The organism is Trueperella sp. LYQ141, from assembly GCF_046599555.1.
Lineage (GTDB): Bacteria > Actinomycetota > Actinomycetes > Actinomycetales > Actinomycetaceae > Trueperella.
The window spans coordinates 103,629-125,030 of the sequence record NZ_JBKIWQ010000005.1 but is presented as its reverse complement, the minus strand read 5'-3'; the positions used below and the strand labels follow the sequence as shown (position 1 = coordinate 125,030).

Sequence of the window (21,402 nt, the reverse complement as noted above, 5' to 3'; positions counted from 1 at the left end):
TTATTTCACTCCCATTCCAATCCGCCACGACGCCACTCATACATGAATGGGACGGTGATAAGGAATACAAAGGTCGCAATCGCAACGACGCCAAACAACCCCAGGCGATTGGCATTAACCGCCCACGGGTACAGGAAAACCACTTCGATATCAAAGATAATGAAGGTCATTGCCGTCAAAAAATACTTCACTGGGAATCGCCCGTCGTGACCAGCACTCGGAGTTGCTTCTAGGCCACATTCATAGTTGGCAACCTTAATGCGGTTGTACCGCTTGGGGCCCAGGATGGCACTCATTAACAGACCAGCGACCGCGACCACGCCAGCGGCAATGATCATCACTAACAAGGGAACATACGAATACATTTAGTCCTCCACATGTCCGTTCTTCATCGAAGGCATTCTCGCGCCAATGCGCAGTTCACCTTCCACCCTACAGCCCGAAAGGCGCGGGCACGTATTCTCTAGCCAGTTCGTCATGCTCGCGGCACCACCTTCGTTAGCGTGGTAATGAACCTATCCATCCAATCACCACCATGACGATCATACGAATCAGAAAGCAATTTCATGACAAGTTTCATGAGCGCGGGACGCGGCAAACCGTATTTAACACATATATGCATAACAGCGGGATTTTCGATAAGTTTCGCAAAAATGCGCCCCAATGTGTAGTATCCGCCTAGTTCATCGCGCATCAGCATGGGATATTGCTCCATAGCCCGATCTTGTTCGCGCACCGACGGACGCGACATCGCCTGCACAATCGAATCAGCAAGCAACCGACCGCTAACAAGCGCGTAGGCAATCCCCTCGCCATTGAACGGGGAAACCATGCCGCCAGCATCACCGACCAGCGCTAACCCATTGGCGTAATGCGGGGTGCGATTAAAGGCCATCGGCAAAGCCGCCCCCTGAATCGGCCCACGCTGATTTTCCGCAGTAAGACCCCATTCTTCCGGCGTATGGGCCAGCCACTGTTGCAAAACGTTTTTATGGTTAATCCCGGAGGCTTTCGCCGTCGCCGACAGCGAACCCAAACCGACATTGACCAGACCATCGCCAACCGCAAACATCCAGGCATATCCCGGTAACTGTTCGGAACGCCCCGGCTCTCCTGCCCACAACTCTAGCTGGGACTCCATCATGTCCGTTTGGGCGAGCGGCGACTCAAAATACGTGCGTACTGCGACGCCCATCGGACGATTCATTTTCTTGGTGCGCCCACATGACGTCGCTAACCGAGCAGCTACACCGCCAGCGTCAACAACAAAACGAGCGCGATATTGGCTACGAGGAACATCCTGACGAGATCCCGCTACGGGCACCTCAGCTAAGGAATTGCGCTCCTGCGCTTCGACCCCAATGACCCGACCAGAACGCTCATCGTAGAGCGGAGCACAAACATGCACACCTTCTCGCAGGTGCGCTCCAGCCGCCACCGCATGCTGAGCAAGCATATGGTCCAGATCGATTCGTCGGCGTGCCGTTCCCCAGGAAGGCATTGAGCACAATTCTGGCCACGGAACTTCAATACAGTGCCCGCCGCCGTAGGCACGCACTCCGTAGTTACGCACCCAGCCATCTTCCTCGCGCAGGGAAATTCCCATGCGAATCAGCTCACCCACAGCGCGCGGAGTCAGACCGTCACCACAGGTTTTATCCCGCGGAAACGTCGCTTTTTCCAAAAGAATGACGTGCAACCCATGCAAGGCTAAATAGTAGGCGGTGGCACTTCCTGCGGGGCCTGCGCCGACGACGATAACGTCAGCATCTTGTGCCATACTCGCCGCCTTTCACGCAAAATTATTCCCCGCTATACCGTGAATAAGTCTACGCACTCCAGGAAACATTAGGAAAATTTTTGCCCGATATTAACAGCACAGTTCAGTTGCCAAAATAGTATCTCGGCAGAAGAAAATAGCTATAGCGCTCAGCCACGCTCCATGCGGTTCTATCCAAAAATCTCAAGCTAGCTCAGCGTTCCACTACCGTCAGGGGCATACTCGCGTCGGCTACCCAAAAGAATACCGCGCTGCCAAATCCGAGGATCACGCCGCTTTCTCAGCTAAGGGTTTACGGGCCCGATGAATAGCAACAATCCCATTTGTCAGGTTGCAATACTCCACATCCTGCCAGCCCACACTGGCAATCATCTGCCCTAGTTCCTGCTGCGCCGGCCAATCCATGATCGATTCAACAAGATAGTGGTACGCCGCCTGATCGGAGGAGACGACTGAAGCAATCCGCGGCATAATCGCCCCCAGATAGAATTCATACAATCCCCGAAAGACGGGGCACGTCGGACGGGAAAATTCAGTAATAACAACCCGCCCACCCGGTTTAGTTACCCGTAACATCTGCGCTAAGGCCACCAACGGATCATGAATATTGCGCAAGCCGTAGGAAATCGTGGTTACGTCAAAGCTATTATCCGCGAAAGGTAGATCCATCGCATCTGCCCGCACAAACTCCATATCGGGATAGCGCCGACGTCCTTCGCGCATCATGCCTTCCGAAAAATCACTCGCTACAACCTGTGCACCACAAGCAGCATACGAGGCTGCTGACGTTCCCGTTCCAGCCGCAATATCCAAAATTCGCATCCCCGGCTGTGGATTAATCGCATCCCGAGTAGCATGACGCCAAACGTAGACCATGCCGCCCGTCAGTGCCGCATTGGTGATGTCATATTTGCTCGATACCTCGTCGAACATCGACGAGACGTCATCCGGATTCTTTGCCAAGGTCGCACGTTTCATACCTGCATTTAACCAGATAGCCGCGTAACATCATTATTCGTGTTGACGATTCCACAACTGCGCGCGCAGACGACACCGCTGCCACATCGCCCGAACATTGCTACTTTCGTTTCGCTTCCTGGCGTGGTCAGCTTCTCAGGTGCGCCCGCACCGGCCCTAATATGCTGTGGGCATGCGGCAAGCATAAGCAGCGATGCTCCCCCTGGCAGCTCAAAGCAGTACCACGATTTCCGCTCCTGGTGGCAACAGCTCTACGACACTGCGGAAATTCGCAATACCTATACCCGTGCCGGCACCGGCCTGATTGCCCTGTGTGCCACTACTTTCCCTGAGCCAGACGAACCCGCAGTCTTTGCCGATCACTATAGCGAGCATATATTTACTGTTAATCGCGGTATCCACAGCGGATCACTCGTCATTCCACAGGTTGTTGTCGGCTACGACGATGACGCTGCGTGGCTGACGTTAATTGGCCCGATCGGGCAGGACGTATTCGATACCCTCGATCCACTCGCGCGTCAGGTGCTCGATCATGCCGTCCGCCCACCAGCGTAATCCGCAGCGATAAGGTAACGCCCTGTTTTTCGAGATTTTTGGGAGGTCGAATACCGCCTGCCCTAATACACATCCCAACAAACATCCCCGTCGTTTTATTGTGTTCATCTTTGCTAGTCATACCGCGCGCGTGTTAACTACCTTTAGCGCCGCAAACAGTACTTTTGGGGAAGATAGCGGTATTCTCCGTTATTAATTTGCCGGATTCTTTCTTCGCTTTTGCCGTCCACACACTGCTGACGGCGTAGAGGCGCACCGCTTACCCTTTGCATGTACCACGCTTCGACCGTGTTACATGCCGACTGGTCGTGTCATATACCGACTTCCCGCATTAGTGGCGATCCTGGATTCCTTGCCAATCCGCGCATGCCTTCACATAGCTTGCAGCTCCCAGCCTGGGCCAATCTTAGATCCCTTGCCATTCTTAGCCCGTACAGTATTCCGTTATTCCCTACCGTTTTCGTCTGCCCTTTTCATGAGCGTATAAAAGCAGAAGCTCCTCTCGCGTTACACGTCACCTGACGTGTTCCAGCTAGAGCTTATGAGCCGTTAACTCACTGATACTGACTTGATGGATTATCGTTTTACGACGTTTTCAGCACAATAATCTCCGCACAATATGACGTGTGTCGAGCCTACTCCTTATGGAATCGACCCGACACACGTCAGTCCGGTGAATTATGTGTTGCCCAAGGTCAGATATGAACGCCAACCTCCGGCGGATAACGGCACAGCTACCACTTCATCGCTGTTTCCTTTATTGGAAACATCCACGACGATGATTTAGGAATCTGCGCGCGTTGCGAGCGTGACATCGACGTTGAGGAGTTCGCCGTTACGCTCGACGAGCAAAGTGAGGATATCCCCGGCTGCAAACTGCCGAGCATAACCCGTCAGAGAAATCGCTGACGAAACATCGTGGCCATTTACCTTCAAAACCACATCACCTGCACGCAGGCCCGCTTTTTCTGCCGGCGTTCCCGCTTCCACCTTCTGGATCTCTGCCCCAGTCCAGGACGTTCCCTGTGCAGTGCCAATTCCGTCTTTAATTTGCACACCGATATAGGCGTGTTGTGCGACCCCGTGTTCAATAAGTTCTTTTGCAATTCGCTGCGCCAAATCAATAGGAATGGCAAAACCTAAACCGATTGATCCGCTTTGTGATTCCCGCGTTTCAGATAGTGACGCAATCGAGGAAGCAATCCCAATCACGCGCCCACTGGAATCAAATACCGGCCCGCCAGAATTACCCGGATTAACCGCAGCGTCAATCTGAATCGCATTCGTGACCACCCGCGTCGCATCCCGCAAATTCTGACCCGTCTTAAAAGTCTGGACTGGACGATCAAGCGCCGAGATAATGCCTGTCGTCATCGTCGTTGACAATCCCAACGGATTACCGATAGCGGCAACCGCTTGACCAACCTTAAGATCTGCAGAGGATCCTAACTGGGCGACGCTCAGATCTTTCGGAGGGGACTTGAGCGCCAGCACCGCTAAATCTGTTGATTCATCTGTGCCAACCACGCTTGCCTCATAGATCCGACCATCGGAAAGTTTGACCGCAATCTTCTGTGCCCCATCAACGACGTGATCGTTGGTGAGTACATGCCCATCGGCGTCAATAATAAAGCCAGATCCTGCTGCCGCTTCAGATCCTGTTTCGACATCAATGGAAACCACCGCACCGCTAACTGCTTCTGAGACGGCATGCCAATCTGGGGTAGAACCAACCGAGCTGACGAGTTGAGTCGTTCCGGTAGCTGTCGGCTGCGGCATGGAAGCTGGGCGGGCCTGCCCCCACCGCCACGACATCACTCCGACCCCAATCATTGCTCCGACTAATGAAGCAACCAGACCGACCGCAATCAGTGCCGCCCAACCAGGACGGCGCTTAGACCGCGAGGCTTTACCGGCCTGTTTTTCTTCCCAACCACTCCACGGCATTTGTTGCTCAGGGCGTTCATTCGAGTACTGGGGCAGCGGCATCGTTGCTGCTGGCGGATAGCTCATCTGCTCATCGTGAGGCGTGTGAATCGGATTCGGATCGGGCATAGTTGATGCGGATCCGGCGAACTGCCCAGGCTGATCGAATTCTCCTGACGCGACCGACGGTTGCGAGATGACCGGCTGTTGCGAAGCGAACGGCTGCTCGGGCGCTCCGTTCTTTTGCTCTGACGTGCTCGCCACCGAGGTATCACATACGGGGGCAGCAGACGCCGACCTCGCCGTATGAGAACCCAGGAACGGCACCTCCTGCGTCGGTAAAGAATCCCAGGAGGAAGATTCCGAGGAGGCAGTAAACGCAGCATTGTGTTGTACGCTCTCGCTACCCTGATTAATCGCCGACGTACCGCCCGCCACCTGCTCTGAGCCCCAGCTAGAAGAATGACCCACTGGGTATTCCGCCGTTACCTGACGAGATGCCGCACTCTGCCTATCCACATGCGATGACGGCGCAGATTCTCCATCAGAAAACAGCGGCGAATGTGAATGTGCTTGCGGCATCGCCGCCACGTCTGGAGCAACAGGCGGCGCAGAAAAATCAGGCTGAGCCACGGCGTCGCCATCTGAACATCCATTCTGCAGTTGGCTTTCATTGCCCTGATCCCAAGATGCCGGATCGGGCGTTACCGCTGCTTGCCCAGGGTGCGTCGGCATAAGCACAGAGGCAGTATCGCCACTGTGGGAGGAGGTGCCCGCCGAATCCGAAACATGTGCCGAAGGTATCTCTGCCGGTTCAGCGCCTTGATGGGCGCCGTGTTCTGCGTCCTGCGTCGGCCCAAACCCAAACTGAGTTTGCCCCATTTGAGCTTGCCCTGTTTGCGGATCTGCGCCTGGCTGATACTCCGCACCATTACCGGCCACTGGCTGCCACTCCTCGTCGTTCATTACCTGTGTCCTTTCTCAGGCCGCTGCGCGCACTCACAAACACTAAGATTTTCCTCCTAGCACAGTGGCGCGGTCATCTTCACCACATTTCGGGACGTATCCCGAGCGGTACTGGCTACAGAAATTAGCGTCACACCATTATCTTCCCATTTCGTGAGCTTCACCTGAATGTTGCCTGAAAATGTTCGTCCCACAGCAAAACCCGTGCCGTCCTGGCACAATGACGCTATGAACGATCATGTCCATCCCCTACCTGAACCAGTATCCGACATCTTCGACCCGCGCAAATGGCGGTCAATTCCTGGTTTTCCCGACGGGGATATTACCTACCACCGCGGAGTAGAACGGCTATATGACGGCGACCGCTGCGTCCACGAGCGCGACCTGCCGTTAGTGCGCATCGCGTTTAACCGCCCGGAAGTGCGCAATGCTTTCCGACCCGAAACAGTTGACGCGCTATATCGAGCTATCGATCATGCGCGATTAAGCGGAGAAATTGGTGCCGTCATCCTCACCGGAAATGGTCCCTCACCGCGCGACGGCGGATGGGCGTTTTGTTCCGGAGGAGATCAGCGAATCCGAGGAAAAGACGGATACTGCTACGACAACGCGAGCGCGCTATCGGCACAATCGGTACATACAGAGGCAGGCGTAGCCGCTCCCCATCCTGAGGCCGAAACATCACCTAATAGATCGTCTGATAGCACTACCCCTCTTGCTGCTTGCCTACCGGAGAATGTATCGGCAGCGCATGCCGCTTTGCGCGCTGGTGCCGGTGGCGCGGGCCGACTCCATATTCTCGAAGTTCAACGGCTCATGCGCACCAGCGGGATGATTTTCATTGCCGCCGTCTCCGGTTGGGCCACAGGTGGCGGTCATTCCCTGAATGTCGTCTGCGATTTGTCCGTCGCTTCGCGGGAGCATGCACGCTTTATGCAGGTTGACGCCAATGTTGGCTCCTTTGATGCGGGCTACGGTTCGGCTCTGCTCGCCCGACAAGTAGGCGATAAACGTGCGCGCGAGATCTTTTTCCTGGCTCGCGAATACTCTGCTGAGCAGGCAGAACGTTGGGGCGTCATCAATGAAGCCGTCGCACACGCCCAGCTCGAAGAGGCGGCCTGTGAATATGCCCGTATTCTGGCCATGAAATCACCACAAGCCCTGCGCATGTTGAAATTCGCCTTCAATCTCGCCGATGACGGGCTAGCTGGTCAGCAGGTATTTGCTGGTGAAGCAACCCGACTGGCCTACATGACCGCCGAAGCTCAAGAGGGGCGGGATGCATTCTTGGAAAAGCGCGCTCCTCATTGGGAGGATTTCCCCTACTATGCCTGAACTTGAGATCATCTCCGGCGGAAGCGGGATAGCTGCATGTACTCGGGTTGAGGCTGCCGTACGTCGGGCGTTAACCCAGTATCTGGCCGGTGCAGAACCGGCCCCGTTGTGCCTGATCGCCCCGAATAACACCCCGGATGCTGTTCGCGAGGAAGTGCGTGCCTTAGGCTATCCACCGCATACGGGAGTCCTTATGCGCACCTCTGGTTCGACCAGTGGAACCGGAAAAATTGTGGCACTGAGTTGGGATTCGTTAATCGCCTCCGCGCACGCCACACATCAGGCGCTAGATGGACCACAGGTATGGGCCTGCGAGCTGCCCTATCATCACATCGCCGGATTCCAAACCATTGTGCGCACCGTGCTTGTAGATCTGAGCGGCGAACTGCAAACCCTTGATAACTCATCCGGCAAAAGCCCGTTATATGCTCGCGCATTGTCTTTGGCTAACCCCGAGGCGGTAGCCAATCAGATAGCGGATTTAACGAAGTTCTATCTCTCCGTTGTTCCCACCCAGCTAGCTCGAATCCTCGCCGATCCGCAGCTATGTGCCATGCTAAGTTCTGCTTGTTTTCTTGTCGGTGGCGCATTTACCCAGGAAACTCTGCTGGAGGCTGCGAAACAGCGCGGGCTGCAGATTCACACCTCGTATGGCATGACGGAGACGTGCGGCGGTTGCGTATATGACGGTCTGCCGATTGGCGATACAGCAATCCATATCGACGAAGCAGACGGACGGGTTCACCTGGCCTCATCTAGCGTCGCATTGGGATATTGTGGTGGGCACGATCCGCATGTGCTGGCGGATAGGAGCCCGCGGGTACATATCACTAATGACGTCGGCGTATTTGACGGCGAGTACCTGCGCATTTTAGGGCGGGCTGACGATGCCATTACCACTGGGGGATTAACCGTCCATCCACAGCTCATCGAATCCGCTATCACCCGCACTGGATGGACGAGCATTGTGGTCGGGGTACCGGACGAAACATGGGGAGAAGCTGTTGTGGCGGTTATTGACGATACTGACCGCCCGGCCCAGTCCTGCGATATTACCGTCATTCGCTCCTGGGTTAAATCGGAGTTGGGTATCGGCTGGTCACCACGCTATGTGCTCACATTGCACAGTCTTGCCACGCATTGGCCGATGACGGATTCCGGTAAAATCAATCGGCGTCACGTGCAGCAGCTCGCACAGGAGTATCTCGCCGCTCATATCTAACAATCGAGAAAGCATTTTTAGCGCCCGCTAGAACGATAAATGCTTTGCGTCTCTCTGACGGGTGCGAGCACGGCTGCGTAGGCAAAGAAAGGAACACTATGGCAACCTTGACCGACTGGTGCGAAGGTGCCCGTATTCGGACACTGCCCGCTTCTGTTGCGCCGGTTATTTTAGGCACGGGCGCAGCCGGTAGCATCGGTGGTTTTCATGCAGGCAGAGCTATCCTCGCAGCCCTCGTCGCAATCTTCTTTCAAATCGGGGTCAACTTTGCCAATGATTATTCTGACGGGATTCGCGGGACAGATGAATTTCGCTCTGGCCCACCCCGTCTAACCGGCGGCGGGAAAGTACCGCCCCGCACCGTAAAGCTACTCGCTTTTGCCCATTTTGCTGCTGCCTGTATATGTGGCCTGCTCTTGGTGATGTGGTCCGGGCACTATTGGCTACTTGCCCTTGGGGCGGGAGCTGTTGCTGCTGCCTGGTTCTACACTGGAGGCACACATCCGTATGGCTATATTGGTTTAGGAGAACTCTTCGTGATGGTGTTCTTCGGCTATGTCGCCACCGTCGGAACAACCTACACGCAAAGCTCTCATGCGCCGTGGACTGCATGGGTCGGGGCAACCGGAGTGGGGTTAATTGCCTGTGCCCTGCTTATGATTAACAATATTCGCGATATTCCCACCGATATTCAGGCTGGAAAACGAACTTTAGCTGTTCGCCTCGGGGATCAGTGGGCGCGCTATAGCTGGTGCGGTCTCATGCTTGTGGCGCTGATCTGTGGCTGCGGTATTGCTGTGCGCTATCCAGTGGGATGGGTAGTCATAATCGTTATGGCGTGGAGCGGGGTACTTGCTCGGCGCTATGTATTAGCTGGCGCCCGTGGGCGTGATCTCATCGTCGTGCTGCGCGATACCGGGCTCATCGAATTAGGCTATGCCCTCACCCTGGCTGTTGCGCTCCTAGTGTAGCTGTATGAGACTTAACTTAAGAAAAACACAGTTGTCAATTAGGCTAGAGACGTGGGACGAATACTACCGATTATTTTTCTGATAGCGCTGGTTATCTATGCCGTTATGGATTGCGTGCGCACACCAGTAATGCCGGCCCGTATCTCTAAACTTGCCTGGCTTCTTCTGATTATTCTCGTCCCCGGGATAGGTGCGCTGATCTGGCTGTACTTTAAGTACCAAAATGTGTTCAACTCGGGTTATCGCTCTGTCGGATTTGGGCGGCCTGCTGCTCCGAGTGGTCCTGTCGCTCCAGATGACGATCCGGAGTTTCTTGCCCGTCTTGAAGCCCGCAATCGCCGTAAGGCATACGAGCAGCGGCTACGCGAGGAAGAATCGGAGAACACCGACGAGTCACCTGCTTCTCCCCCAGATTCCTCTGCGCCTAGACCGCCGCGGCGTACCGACGAGGATGACGATTCTCCAGGGTTATATCGCAGGTAGAGCTCATTGATCCGTACGAGGAATCCTTAGATACCCTCTAAAGTTGACTGCGACTCGGTGTGGCGGCGGGTCAGTATGTGCCGCTAGCGGGCAGCCGTAGCCAGCATTCCCGATATGCAACTACTGTCGAGTGGCACAAAAACCACTATTGTGCAGGTAGTTCTGTTGAACGGGAAACCAGTGTTGAATGGGTAGCAACTGCTAACCAGGTAACCGTCGTTGGCGGGAACGTATTGGGGTAGATTGCCGTATGGGCGCTAACCAGCCGCTATCTCCTTTCGCGGGCACGCAACTAGCACCGAGTTTTGATACGTCGTTCTACTATTTACGCTATTGCGTTCTGAGCAGCTATATGAGCCTGCTAGCCGTACTACTTGCCGGAGGGTATCGGCAGATACTCGGTGGCACTCACGGAGTAAATCACCTTATTTGGCTTGTAGCTCAGGTTTGCCTGACGTGCTCTCGCGACACCTATTAGCACTGCCGGTTACGAGGCAGATATGTGACAACCCTTTTATTTACTGGCCGCTAGCTCTTCATTTCAGGTTCCTTATTTTCGATCCTCGTTCGCCTTTCTTCGTATTTCTGCCCGCAAATCTTTAGATATCCAATCGTTTTCATCTCATATACACTTGACCAATACATTCATTTATGCTTATATATTTATATGAGCATGAATCGTTGGGAACAAGCCGCGGAGATTTTCTCCGTGCTCGGCAATGCACACCGCTTAGCCATCCTCGAAACACTCGCTCACTCCCCTGCGCGAGTCGGCGATCTGGTAGATCAACTAGCCTTGAGCCAGCCCGCCGTTTCGCAACACCTACGCGTCTTACGAGCTGCACAATTAGTTGATTTTGAGCGGCACGGGCGCGAAATAATCTACCGACTACGCGATCAACACGTCGCACATATCGTCGGCGATGCTCTCAAGCACGTTGCCGAAGAGCCGCACGCCCACTCAGCTAACACCGACGATTAACCGCACCCTCCACATAATCAATGTCTAACCACAAGGAGTAATCATGACCGATAAGCATACTGTCGCAGAAGATCACGGCGACCATCATCACGCTAAGGATTGCGGCCATCCCGCAATTGAACGCGCCGATCACGTCGATTATTTACACGATGGTCATCTACACCACGAACATGGCGACCACTACGACGAGCACACCACCTCAGAGCACCGCGAAAGCGAAGATCACGGCGGTCACACCCACGCACCACAGTGCGGGCATGAAGCCGTGGAACACGATGGGCACATTGACTACCTCCACGATGGTCATCTGCACCACGAACACGGCGACCACTACGACGAGCACTGAGAGTAAACCGCAGTAGGTATATACGCAGAAAACATACATGTGGCTGGGGTGGGATCGGATTGACCCGATCCCACCCCAGCCACATGACTATCGAAAGACTATCTCTCCAATGCGTCAGCTAGCCGAGGCAAGACCACTACACTTCTCCTGCTCTCAGATCACAAAACCTCTACGTAGCTCTTCCGAGTAGCCCTACACCAATACCAGCACGCCAACACCATCGCCCGCTTCAGGCGTGTGCCGCTGCCTGCGAGGTTCCCGGAACCATATCTGCCGCCTGCGTCAGCAGTTCCCCTACGGGCTCCCAATAATCCAAAGCCAACAGTTGCTTATCTGCGAAGGTCAACGACGTAACCGACGCCAAAGAGCACTCTCGTTTACGCGGGTCGTGAGCAAAAGGCTTACGCTCAATAAAACGTCGCATAGTCCAAATCGGTAACTGATGCGAGACTAACACCGCTTCACCACCGCGAGCCTGTTCAAGCGCTTCGGCAATCGCCGCAGACATCCGCGCCACAACCTCAACGTACGGTTCCCCCCATGATGGAGTCAGCGGATTGAGATACCACGACCAATATCGCGGATGAGCCAACACCCAGCGGTTTTTATTGACGGGAACTCCCTCGAATTTATTATCCGCCTCAATCAGGCGCACATCTTGCCCGACGGGGAGCCCAAACGCCTGGGCCGTTGGCGTTGCCGTTTCCACTGCGCGCTCTAGCGGCGAGGCGAGGACTAAACGAATATCATGCGAGGCAAAGGCCTGCCCTAAACCGTCAGCCATACGCCGCCCAAGCTCGGACAGATGGTAGCCAGGGCGCCGCCCATAAAGCACCGCCTCCGGGTTATGGACCTCTCCATGCCGGACGAGATGTATTGTCGTTATCTCCATGAACTACTTTTCTTCTTTTTCAATCAGCTTGCCGAAGATCTCTCCCAACGTTGCAAACTCCTCGCTAGTGAGATGATCGAGGAGATGCTGACGAACAGATTCCACATGCCCCGGAGCAGCGCGCACTAACGTACGGTACCCCTCCTGAGTGAGCTGACATACGATTCCCCGACGATCCTCGCTACACGGATGCCTGCGCACTAAGCCCCGATCTTCCATACGCTTGATCGCGTGCGTTAACCGCGAGCGCGAATGGACTAAATCTCGTGCCAAGCAGGACATCCGCAATTGAAAATCAGGAGATTCCGATAGACGCACAAGTACTTCGTATTCGTTGATCGACAAATCAGACTGATTTAGGAGATCCTGGTTCACGCCTTCAAGCACGAGAGCGTATCCGCGGAGAAACCGCCGCCACGATAGCTGCTCTTCGTCGCTGAGCCAATTAACCACTTTCTCTCATCCTTCCCCTCTGAGATACTCTCCAGTATAAGACGTCTGACAAAAAACGCGAGAGGCTGTGTTCCCCTGCGCTACGGTGTTTCCCGGTGTTACCGCGCTTTTCCGACAACTTTTGCGACACATATAGGGAGAAATGTCCCCAGTCAGGGGACGGCAGACGTGACACGCGCACCTCAAGCGATCGAGAATTTGAGAACGCAACAAGCCATAGCTACGCACGCCTTTGCGATAGCTTACTCGTCAGTCTCCATTCAAAGATTCTTCGTCAAATTATCCACACATCTCAGTAATCTCATCTCACCACTTATCGTAGATTCACCCACAGAATATGCAGCTCTCCACGTCGGTGGACATCTCACAACGAGACGCATACCGCCACAGCTCTACGCAGCCTCCATTACCGGCCTGAAGTCTGCCTCACTCTATGAACACACAAACCCATAGCCGCATTAACGCGCAGTAAAACAATGAACCGGCTTCCCAAAGGAAACCGGTTCTTACACGCCTACCGCAATTACTTCTTATTGCGGCGCTGGTGACGCGTCTTACGAAGCAGCTTACGATGCTTCTTCTTCGACATACGCTTGCGGCGCTTCTTGATTACCGAACCCATAAGGTGGCCTCCGATGCTTGTGATGTTCGTCGTGTTATCACGCGATTGAACGAGAAAGATCCTACCGCACCTAAGCAGTGAATCAACAAGCCAATTGGTGAAACGTTAGGAATACTACGCTTCTGCGATCCCCAACTGGATATCCATATCGGCCTGCGCGAGAAGCTGTTCTACAGCCGATCGTGGAACGCGATAGGAATTACTAATACGCACTGCTGGCAGCTCGCCCGAATGGACCATCCGGTAAACCGTCATGCGCGAAACGCGCGTTAATTCAGCAACCTCAGCGACAGTGAAAAATCGCGGTGCTGATGGGGGAAGCTGCGCCATGCTCGTCCTCGTTTCCCGTATGGGGTATCCATGCTGCTATGCAACACGGCGTGTGCGTGATATCGAATCACACCTTACCCGATTTCCTCACAAACAACATCAGAAACAAGAGAATTTTTGACGAATACCCCTCGTTGTTTCAGTCACTATCGCGCTAGCCACATACCCATTTGGCGATAAACAGCGCCGCATCGCAGCGTGCTAAGCCCGTACACACTGGGTATTACTTGTCGTTCAGCCCGCAAACAGGCATTACTCACTTCGGCTAAGAACGTCCAATATGCCACAACGCTAACTCTCTTCTTCGTTTTGGGCTACGCTTGTCAGTGCTTTGTCTCATCTATGAGTCACAGTACGACGTGAATATTTTACTGCCACGCCGCACGTCTGAGGCACCTGAGGAGGTGAATGATGACCAGTGAACTGCCCGTCGCCCCTACCGGATCGCGAATACGCGACAAGATCGACCACTTTGCTCGTAACTATCCGGCCCGATTGGCGCTGATCGTCTTTGCCCTCATCATTTTGATCATCAGCTCACTACTCTGCCTACCCATCGCCACCACCGACGCTCCCCCAGCACATATCGTTGAGGCACTATTCACGGCAACATCCGCCGTATGCGTGACGGGGCACAGCATCGTTGACACCGCAACATACTGGTCACCATTCGGGCAGACAGCCATTGCCGTCGGTATCCAAATCGGCGGGCTCGGCGTGATGACCCTGGCCTCCCTGATCGGACTCGCCATATCTCGCCATATCGGGCTGACACAACGCATCTTGGCAGCGAATGAAACCGGATCACGCCTCGGAGAAGTCGGCGGTCTGCTCAAAGTCGTCATTATTACCTCTATGAGCGCAGAAACCCTGATCGCGCTCGCCCTCCTTCCATCTTTTATGGACCGCGAAGGATCCTTCCTCAAAGGGCTATTCCACGCCGTTTTCACCTCTATCTCCTCGTTCAACAATGCCGGATTCATTATCGAACCCAACTTAGGATTCGCAGTAGGTAACTGGGCTATCTGCGTGCCTATCATGATGGGCACAATTTGCGGCGGCTTGGGTTTCCCCGTCATGCTCAACATCGCCCAAAATCCTCGTTCGCCGCGCCGTTGGACGATCCATACCAAACTCACCGTCACCACCTACGCCCTGGTGTGGATCACTGCCGTAGTGATGATTGGCGCTCAAGAATGGAACGGAGCATTCCGCGACCTCACCCTCAACCAACACATCCTGGCAACGCTCTTCCACGCCACAACCGTCCGTTCAACCGGAATCAGTAGCGTCGATATTGCCTCGATGTCCCAAGGGACTTGGCTGACGATGGACGCACTCATGTTCATCGGCTCAGGTTCCGCATCGACGGGTGGGGGTATCAAAGTCTCAACCTTTGCTGTGCTCGTCCTAGCAATTTTGGCCGAAGCCCGCGGCGATCGAGATACTGAAGTCTTTGGCAAGCGCCTTCCCCCAGATGTCATTCGGCTCGCTATTTCTGCGGCATTCCTCGGCGCTTTCGTTGTTGGCGTCGCCTCACTGGCGATTTTGCAGATCTCTGGCGAACCACTCGGCCAAGTCCTATTCGACACCGTCTCTGCGTTCGCAACGTGCGGATTATCCACAGGGCTAGCGCAAAACCTGCCCACTGCTGGCAAACTTGTTCTCATCGTCGTGATGTACCTTGGTCGAGTCGGTACGATGACTTTTGCCGGTGCGCTCGCATTGCGTTCGCGCCGACGCGTCATCCGCCTTCCGGAAGATCGCCCCATCATCGGCTAAGCACGCCCGCTTTAATCAGGAGGAGTTATGGCTGACAGCCTCACTAATGCCGCTCTCGTTATCGGCTTAGGACGATTCGGCTCAGCGATCACCGTGACCTTAGACCGTCTCGGTAAAGACGTTCTCGCGGTGGAAGCGAACGCAGATCGTGCCCAACAGTGGTCACATCGTTTTCGGGTTGTGGAAGCCGACGCTCGCAGTGCCGAAGCCCTCCACCAACTCGGCGCAGAAGATTTCGATGTGGCCGTCGTCGGAGTAGGAAACCTCGAAGCCTCCGTGCTCATTACTGCAAACCTCGTCGATCTAGGAATCCGTGATATTTGGGCAAAAGCCACCTCTCGCGAACATGGCACTATCCTCAAGCGCATCGGGGCTACCCACGTCATCTATCCCGAATATGACGCCGGGCAACGAGTGGCGCATATGCTCTCTGGGCGGATGCTTGACTACATCGAAATGGAAGATCAATTCACGATCGTCAAGATGATTCCCCCGCGCGATCTTATCGGCTTCACTATCGCCCAATCCCGAGTACGCGAGCGCTTCGGCGTGACGATTATTGGGGTGAAATCCCCTGGTCAGCCCTTTGAATACGCCAACTCTGAGACGAAGATCGGTCAGGGAGATACTCTGATCGTCTCCGGTGACTCCGCGCTCCTGGAGGAATTCGCGAACCGAAACGTCCGAAAGTAGCTCAATGGCAAAAACAGCGAAAGCGAGCTACCTGTGCAGCGATTGTGGGTGGACCACGACAAAATGGGTTGGTCGCTGCTCGCAGTGCCACGCTTGGGGCACGATTGACGAAATATCTACCCCTGCAGATACCCGATTGACACCCCTGGCTCCCCGCAGTCCGGCCCAACCGATTACTGACGTCTCCAGCCAAGCCTCCGTTAAGACTCCCACTGGTGTTGATGAGCTAGATCGCGTTCTCGGCGGTGGGATCGTCCCGGGTGTCGTCATTTTGCTTGCCGGTGAGCCAGGCGTTGGAAAATCAACGCTGGTATTAGACGTTGCCGCTCGCGCTGCCGCACAGGCTCATCGCGCCGGATTACCTCCCGTGCTCTACGTCAGCGGCGAAGAATCCGCCTCACAGGTACGCTCCCGAGCTGAACGAATCAATGCCCTGCACGAACATCTGCTGTTGACCTCCGAAGCTGATCTGGCAAAAATTCTCGGGCATATCACCCAGTCGCGCCCATCACTGTTAATCGTTGATTCCGTCCAAACAATTCTCGATCCGCATACTGACGGGGCTAGCGGCGGTGTCGCTCAAGTCCGAGCAGTAACCTCAGCACTGGTCAACACCGCAAAAACCCTTGATCTGCCGATTATTCTCATCGGTCACGTCACCAAAGATGGATCTATCGCCGGGCCTCGGGTACTAGAACATCTCGTCGATGTCGTATGCCATTTCGAAGGCGAACGCCATTCCCGATTGCGCCTTGTTCGGGCAGTAAAAAATCGGTATGGGGCAACCGACGAAGTTGGCTGTTTCGAACTTGTCGATTCCGGAATCCACGGGCTACCAGACCCCTCCGGATTATTTCTATCGGAGCGAAACTTGAGCGTTCCGGGCACATGCGTGACGATTACCCTCGAAGGGCGCCGCCCTATGCCCGTGGAGGTGCAAGCCCTGTGCGTGAGCGCTGCCGGGCCACCGCGTCGCACCACCACAGGCGTCGATAGCCCGCGTGTGGCGATGATGTTAGCCGTCTTGCAATCTCGCCTCGGAATCGCTGTTGAACGTCAGGATATTTTCGTCTCCACAATCGGTGGCGCACGCGCCAGCGAACCCGCTACCGATCTGGCTATCGCCCTCGCTTTGGCGTCATCTGCCGCTGATCTTCCCCTCGCCCCTGGAGTCATCGCATTAGGGGAGGTATCACTGACGGGAGAGCTTCGCCCCATCACCGGCTTATCGCGACGTATCGGGGAGGCAGCCCGCCTGGGATTTACCACCGCTATCGTCCCTGCTCACTGCGAGATTGACGAGCACGCTGCCGGCATACGGGTGATACCGGCCCGCGATGTAGCACAGGCCGTGCGCGCTGTACTCCCCGTGGATAACTAAGGGTATAGCGGTAAGAAAAAAGGTATCGCTATCTCTTTTGGAGGCAGAGATAGCCCAAAATACGCCAATATGAGATGGCACCGTCATTTCTCGTGCCTTGAAAAACAGAGCGGGCTTGAGAAGAACTGAGCAGGTAAGCGTACAACCCGCTATCAACTACCTGCTATCAGGTAACCAAACATCCTGTGCCAATTCGCTGCTCAGATTTTTCTATCTGGATTACGTGGAATCTTTAGTTCTAAAATTTATCCAGACGGCTGAGCGTTCGGATCGCTGACCGGCGGCACAGTTGCCGGTTGACCATTTCCTGATTGTTCACCTGCCGGCTGCCCATTTTCTGGCGAAGTAGGTGTTGACTGCCCATCGGTGGACGGCGCATGTGCCGGCTGGTTAGCCTCATTTTGCTGGCTATTAGGCTGACTTCCCTCCGACTGACCATTTCCCGCCTGGTTGCCGTTTTGCCCGCTGGCTGCTTCTGGTGCGGTCTGACCGTTAGAAACCCCGTTAGCTCCAGTTGCCGTCAGCTCAAAAATATCTGGCTGGGATAACACCGACTCACCCGATAAAGCTACCGTGGCCACATACATACCCGGTTGTGCCATTGCTGTACCGGCACAGCCAGCGCCCGATGCGCGCCCATCCCAGGTTAAAGTCTGCGTCGTAGCCAGTTGCGTATCGAGAAGTAAGGTCTTATCCGCAAGCGCGGCTGAACATTGAACACTGTCATAAACTAATTGACCACCCGAAGTGATCTGCAGAGAAAGGTGGCTAGCATTGAAGTAACACGGCTGCATCCCATTATTTGCCAAGGTCACTGCGAACTGGACTGGATGGCCCGCACCTGTTGTTGAACGGTCTACCGATACGTTCAGGGAGTGCGGAGTACACACAATAGCTTCGTATTTTGCAACCTCACTAATCGGCTGAGTGTGGCGGTCAATCTTATGCATGGCATAAAACATGACGAGCAAGAGGCTAATAATAGCTACCGCAGCCGACAAAATAACTTTGCGGAACCGACGCCACCAGGTAAACCGAGGGCGTGCGGGGGCTGCTGCCTTTGCCGAGTACCGCCGCGGGTGCCGAGTACCGCCACCTGGCATCCCACGCCCCGCCCCAGAACGACGGACTGGGTGCGGCACTGTTGAGCGCCCTGAGCGCCCGTTCTCAACCATTCGCGCGGAGGCCGTGCGCGAAGGGCGCGGATTTCCGTCTCGGCGTACCGCGGCGGATCTTCCGCCAGAGCTGCCGTGCGGCTGCGCGGCATCATTCTTGCGGCGCGTCTTACGGCGCGGCGCGCTCTCCTGCATAACAATCGGTTCAATGCGCGCCCGCTTGGAGCGGTTGCTTTTCGCAGCACCACGCGGCGAGGACACCGATTGCGCACCGGATTGTGCCTGACGGCGGGATTGGCTGCCTGCCTCCTCACGCCGCGACTGCCCACGTGATGACGCGCTACGACGCACCGGAACGCCGGACGAATCTCCTGCGCGCTGCTCTGGGTTCAGCCCACGATTTTTCTTTTGCCGTTGACCACTTGCGCGCGAAGCAGATCCCAACATGGGCGATGGTGCGGATGCTTCTCCCGCGTCACCAAGCCGACGGGCACGCACTCGCCGCGCCCGAGCATCCGTCTCACGAGCTGAGCGCGGAGGTTGAGATCTGTCTTTCACGCCTTTAACCGTATCGAGATTTTCCTCAAAACAGGACAACCCACGCCGCAACCTGAGTTTTCTCGCGGCGATCTTTCCCATCACAAATAGGCAGAGCACAATTTTGTGTGGCATAGTGGCGGCTGTGCCTCCACATCCCAATCAGGTCTATCCGCTATTGAAACAGTGGTATCGCGATAACGCCCGCGATCTTCCGTGGCGTCATACTCGCGACCCGTGGGCGATTTTGGTTTGTGAAGTCATGAGCCAGCAAACACCAGTACGCAGGGTTGAGCCGACCTGGCGCGTATGGTTAGAACGCTGGCCGCAACCCGCCGATCTTGCCCAGGCTTCACCGGCAGATATTTTACGGGTGTGGGATCGAATGGGCTATCCACGTCGGGCATTACAACTCCATGCCTGCGCTATCCGTATTTGCCAGGAGCACGACGGGAGAGTCCCCTCAGAAGAAGCCGCGCTATTAGCGCTTCCGGGCATTGGGCCTTATACCGCCGCAGCTATTCGCGCCTTTGCTTTCCACGAACACTCCATCGTCGTTGATACCAATATCCGGCGAGTTCTCGCCCGCTGGCACGGCATGGCCTCCCCGACGCGCACAGGGCGCATCGAAACCGAATATGCCAGCCGGTACGTCCCTGCTGAGGATACCTATCCATCCCCTGCTGAAGATATGACCCAAAGGCACTCCAGGGCTGCTTACCAGGTTTACCCTGCGGGCACTTATCAGGCGAGCACCGATATTGCGTGCCATATTCACCCCGATAGCGCGTGCCGCACAACTACCGGCACTCACAACCAGCTCCCCGCCAATGAGAGCCAGCAGGCGATCTCCGACGGCATCCGTCACGCGATCACCGACGACGACCACCCAGCACCCAGTGCCAACACACCTTCACAGACCGCCAATACTAACAGCGAAACAATCAGCACTGATACCGAGTGCGGGATCACCGCCTGGGAATGGAATGCCGCGATTATGGAATTTGGGGCACTGATATGTACCGCTCGCAACCCGCTATGCGATCATTGCCCAGTGCGTTCCACCTGCGATTGGGCGCGCTCGGGATTTCCTGACGCCCCACACGATAGCCCTCAACGTTCTGCCGCATGGGAAGGCACAAACCGGCAAGCACGCGGGGCAATCATGGCGTATCTACGCGAACATAGCGGCACGTACCAACAGCTCCTCGACCACTGCAATATTGAGGAATCGCGTATCGAACGGGCATTAGCTCAGCTCCTCGCTGATGGGTTAGCCGCCCAAAGTGGGGAGATCTATCACCTCCCCGGCCTCACCGTATAATGAGGGCATGGTCGCTCCCGTAAAACTTGCTCATTTTGGCTTGATATTAACGATCTGTGCCGCACTAACCGCTGTAATCGGTAGCTTTATGACGATCAGCCAGCCCTATGTACCCCTGCAGATTCTGATCGCCTCCGTATTAACTGCTATCTCACTGATCGTCCTGGTGAGCGCCGGAACACTGATAGTTTTATCTCGACGTAACGACGTGCAACGCACCTGGTCAACCGCAATCTCAGTATTGCGCTGGTGGGCTCCGGTAGGCATTACGCTGTGCGTGGCCGGAGGGATTATCGGCGCTGTCGCGATACGTTTGGACGTGACGGTCCTCGTCATTGGGCTTCTTGCCGCGCAAAATATCATCGTCACGCAGCTCCTGGGCCGCGAGCTATTACGCGACATGCCGCGTCTGCGATAGCCGTATGCCTATCGCTGCCATTAATGGGCGGGCATGTGTTCCCTGTTCGGATACCGACGTTAGAGGCACCCAGCTAGCCCTACATATATCCGATGCCGCATTGAAAGGGAGATAATATTTCGTTTCTCCGCTATTTACTGCTCTCCCCGTCTCTCACCGCCTAGATCGTAGATATTGCTTCACATATCCGCTGATTTTCTACAGCTCCTTTTGACGCCGGTATTGAGTTCGCTACCAGCCATTTGCTTCTGCTAGCGGCACTATGCGTCGCACTCTCTATTAGCGCAATAACCAAAACAGGCACAGCACAC

21 protein-coding genes are annotated in these 21,402 nt (G+C 55.2%); 12 read left to right on the top strand and 9 right to left on the bottom strand.

Features of this window, described 5'->3' with window-relative positions:
- Positions 1 to 5: 5 nt before the first annotated feature.
- From ACLHIJ_RS05710 to ACLHIJ_RS05700, 3 genes are all read right to left on the bottom strand, one after another.
- The gene (locus ACLHIJ_RS05710) at positions 6 to 365 is read right to left on the bottom strand and encodes an NADH-quinone oxidoreductase subunit A (RefSeq protein WP_411296469.1); all 360 of its coding nucleotides are present in this window, start codon (positions 363 to 365) and stop codon (positions 6 to 8) included.
- 110 nt (positions 366 to 475) lie between these two features.
- A complete protein-coding gene (locus ACLHIJ_RS05705) occupies positions 476 to 1,780 on the bottom strand; it encodes a geranylgeranyl reductase family protein (protein ID WP_411296470.1) in 1,305 nt (434 codons plus the stop codon).
- A gap of 267 nt (positions 1,781 to 2,047) precedes the next feature.
- Entirely contained in the window at positions 2,048 to 2,758 is a 711-nt protein-coding gene (locus tag ACLHIJ_RS05700) for a class I SAM-dependent methyltransferase (protein ID WP_411296471.1), read from the bottom strand.
- Between the two features lie 39 nt (positions 2,759 to 2,797).
- Between ACLHIJ_RS05700 and ACLHIJ_RS05695 the strand changes: the two genes are divergently transcribed.
- Entirely contained in the window at positions 2,798 to 3,313 is a 516-nt protein-coding gene (locus tag ACLHIJ_RS05695; protein WP_411296472.1) for a hypothetical protein, read from the top strand.
- 783 nt (positions 3,314 to 4,096) lie between these two features.
- Here the strand turns inward: ACLHIJ_RS05695 and ACLHIJ_RS05690 are convergent.
- A complete protein-coding gene (locus ACLHIJ_RS05690; protein WP_411298645.1) occupies positions 4,097 to 6,205 on the bottom strand; it encodes a trypsin-like peptidase domain-containing protein in 2,109 nt (702 codons plus the stop codon).
- 228 nt (positions 6,206 to 6,433) lie between these two features.
- Here ACLHIJ_RS05690 and ACLHIJ_RS05685 point away from each other — a divergent pair, with 228 nt between their 5' ends.
- The 6 genes from ACLHIJ_RS05685 to ACLHIJ_RS05660 all read left to right on the top strand — a co-directional run bounded on the left by ACLHIJ_RS05685 (position 6,434) and on the right by ACLHIJ_RS05660 (position 11,544).
- Positions 6,434 to 7,540, top strand: coding sequence for a 1,4-dihydroxy-2-naphthoyl-CoA synthase (locus tag ACLHIJ_RS05685; protein ID WP_411298644.1), 1,107 nt, complete (start codon positions 6,434 to 6,436; stop codon positions 7,538 to 7,540).
- Positions 7,533 to 8,762 carry an AMP-binding protein gene (locus ACLHIJ_RS05680; protein ID WP_411296476.1) on the top strand — a complete coding sequence of 410 codons (1,230 nt, stop codon included), beginning with the start codon at positions 7,533 to 7,535 and terminating at the stop codon, positions 8,760 to 8,762. The genes ACLHIJ_RS05685 and ACLHIJ_RS05680 overlap by 8 nt, the downstream gene beginning before the upstream one ends.
- Positions 8,763 to 8,860: 98 nt before the next feature.
- The gene (locus tag ACLHIJ_RS05675) at positions 8,861 to 9,733 is read left to right on the top strand and encodes a 1,4-dihydroxy-2-naphthoate polyprenyltransferase (RefSeq protein ID WP_411298643.1); all 873 of its coding nucleotides are present in this window, start codon (positions 8,861 to 8,863) and stop codon (positions 9,731 to 9,733) included.
- A gap of 51 nt (positions 9,734 to 9,784) precedes the next feature.
- Complete coding sequence (locus ACLHIJ_RS05670) at positions 9,785 to 10,216, top strand: PLD nuclease N-terminal domain-containing protein (protein ID WP_411298641.1); 432 nt, start codon at positions 9,785 to 9,787, stop codon at positions 10,214 to 10,216.
- 667 nt (positions 10,217 to 10,883) lie between these two features.
- A complete protein-coding gene (locus ACLHIJ_RS05665) occupies positions 10,884 to 11,198 on the top strand; it encodes an ArsR/SmtB family transcription factor (protein ID WP_411298640.1) in 315 nt (104 codons plus the stop codon).
- Between the two features lie 43 nt (positions 11,199 to 11,241).
- Entirely contained in the window at positions 11,242 to 11,544 is a 303-nt protein-coding gene (locus tag ACLHIJ_RS05660; RefSeq protein ID WP_411296480.1) for a hypothetical protein, read from the top strand.
- 229 nt (positions 11,545 to 11,773) lie between these two features.
- Here ACLHIJ_RS05660 and ACLHIJ_RS05655 read toward each other — a convergent pair whose 3' ends face one another.
- The 4 genes from ACLHIJ_RS05655 to ACLHIJ_RS05640 all read right to left on the bottom strand — a co-directional run bounded on the left by ACLHIJ_RS05655 (position 11,774) and on the right by ACLHIJ_RS05640 (position 13,841).
- Positions 11,774 to 12,436: a histidine phosphatase family protein gene (locus ACLHIJ_RS05655; RefSeq protein WP_411296481.1), complete on the bottom strand. Its 663-nt coding sequence runs from the start codon at positions 12,434 to 12,436 to the stop codon at positions 11,774 to 11,776.
- 3 nt (positions 12,437 to 12,439) lie between these two features.
- Complete coding sequence (locus tag ACLHIJ_RS05650) at positions 12,440 to 12,889, bottom strand: MarR family winged helix-turn-helix transcriptional regulator (protein WP_411296482.1); 450 nt, start codon at positions 12,887 to 12,889, stop codon at positions 12,440 to 12,442.
- 523 nt (positions 12,890 to 13,412) lie between these two features.
- Positions 13,413 to 13,511, bottom strand: a complete 99-nt coding sequence (locus ACLHIJ_RS05645; RefSeq protein ID WP_005504750.1) for a 30S ribosomal protein bS22 — start codon at positions 13,509 to 13,511, stop codon at positions 13,413 to 13,415.
- Positions 13,512 to 13,625: 114 nt separating this feature from the next.
- Complete coding sequence (locus tag ACLHIJ_RS05640; RefSeq protein WP_411296483.1) at positions 13,626 to 13,841, bottom strand: helix-turn-helix domain-containing protein; 216 nt, start codon at positions 13,839 to 13,841, stop codon at positions 13,626 to 13,628.
- A 408-nt stretch (positions 13,842 to 14,249) separates the two neighbouring features.
- Here ACLHIJ_RS05640 and ACLHIJ_RS05635 point away from each other — a divergent pair, with 408 nt between their 5' ends.
- From ACLHIJ_RS05635 to radA, 3 genes are read left to right on the top strand one after another with little or no spacing between them, the layout of a single operon-like run.
- Positions 14,250 to 15,623, top strand: coding sequence for a TrkH family potassium uptake protein (locus tag ACLHIJ_RS05635; RefSeq protein WP_411296484.1), 1,374 nt, complete (start codon positions 14,250 to 14,252; stop codon positions 15,621 to 15,623).
- Between the two features lie 27 nt (positions 15,624 to 15,650).
- Complete coding sequence (locus ACLHIJ_RS05630) at positions 15,651 to 16,316, top strand: potassium channel family protein (RefSeq protein ID WP_411296485.1); 666 nt, start codon at positions 15,651 to 15,653, stop codon at positions 16,314 to 16,316.
- Positions 16,317 to 16,320: 4 nt separating this feature from the next.
- A complete protein-coding gene (radA, locus tag ACLHIJ_RS05625; RefSeq protein WP_411296486.1) occupies positions 16,321 to 17,697 on the top strand; it encodes a DNA repair protein RadA in 1,377 nt (458 codons plus the stop codon).
- A gap of 245 nt (positions 17,698 to 17,942) precedes the next feature.
- Here radA and ACLHIJ_RS05620 read toward each other — a convergent pair whose 3' ends face one another.
- Positions 17,943 to 19,484, bottom strand: coding sequence for a hypothetical protein (locus ACLHIJ_RS05620; protein ID WP_411298639.1), 1,542 nt, complete (start codon positions 19,482 to 19,484; stop codon positions 17,943 to 17,945).
- Positions 19,485 to 19,494: 10 nt separating this feature from the next.
- Between ACLHIJ_RS05620 and ACLHIJ_RS05615 the strand changes: the two genes are divergently transcribed.
- Both ACLHIJ_RS05615 and ACLHIJ_RS05610 read left to right on the top strand, forming a co-directional pair.
- Positions 19,495 to 20,673 (top strand): hypothetical protein, encoded by a 1,179-nt coding sequence (locus tag ACLHIJ_RS05615; protein ID WP_411298638.1) that lies wholly within the window; start codon positions 19,495 to 19,497, stop codon positions 20,671 to 20,673.
- A gap of 7 nt (positions 20,674 to 20,680) precedes the next feature.
- Positions 20,681 to 21,091, top strand: a complete 411-nt coding sequence (locus tag ACLHIJ_RS05610; RefSeq protein ID WP_411298637.1) for a hypothetical protein — start codon at positions 20,681 to 20,683, stop codon at positions 21,089 to 21,091.
- The last annotated feature ends 311 nt before the right edge of the window (positions 21,092 to 21,402 follow it).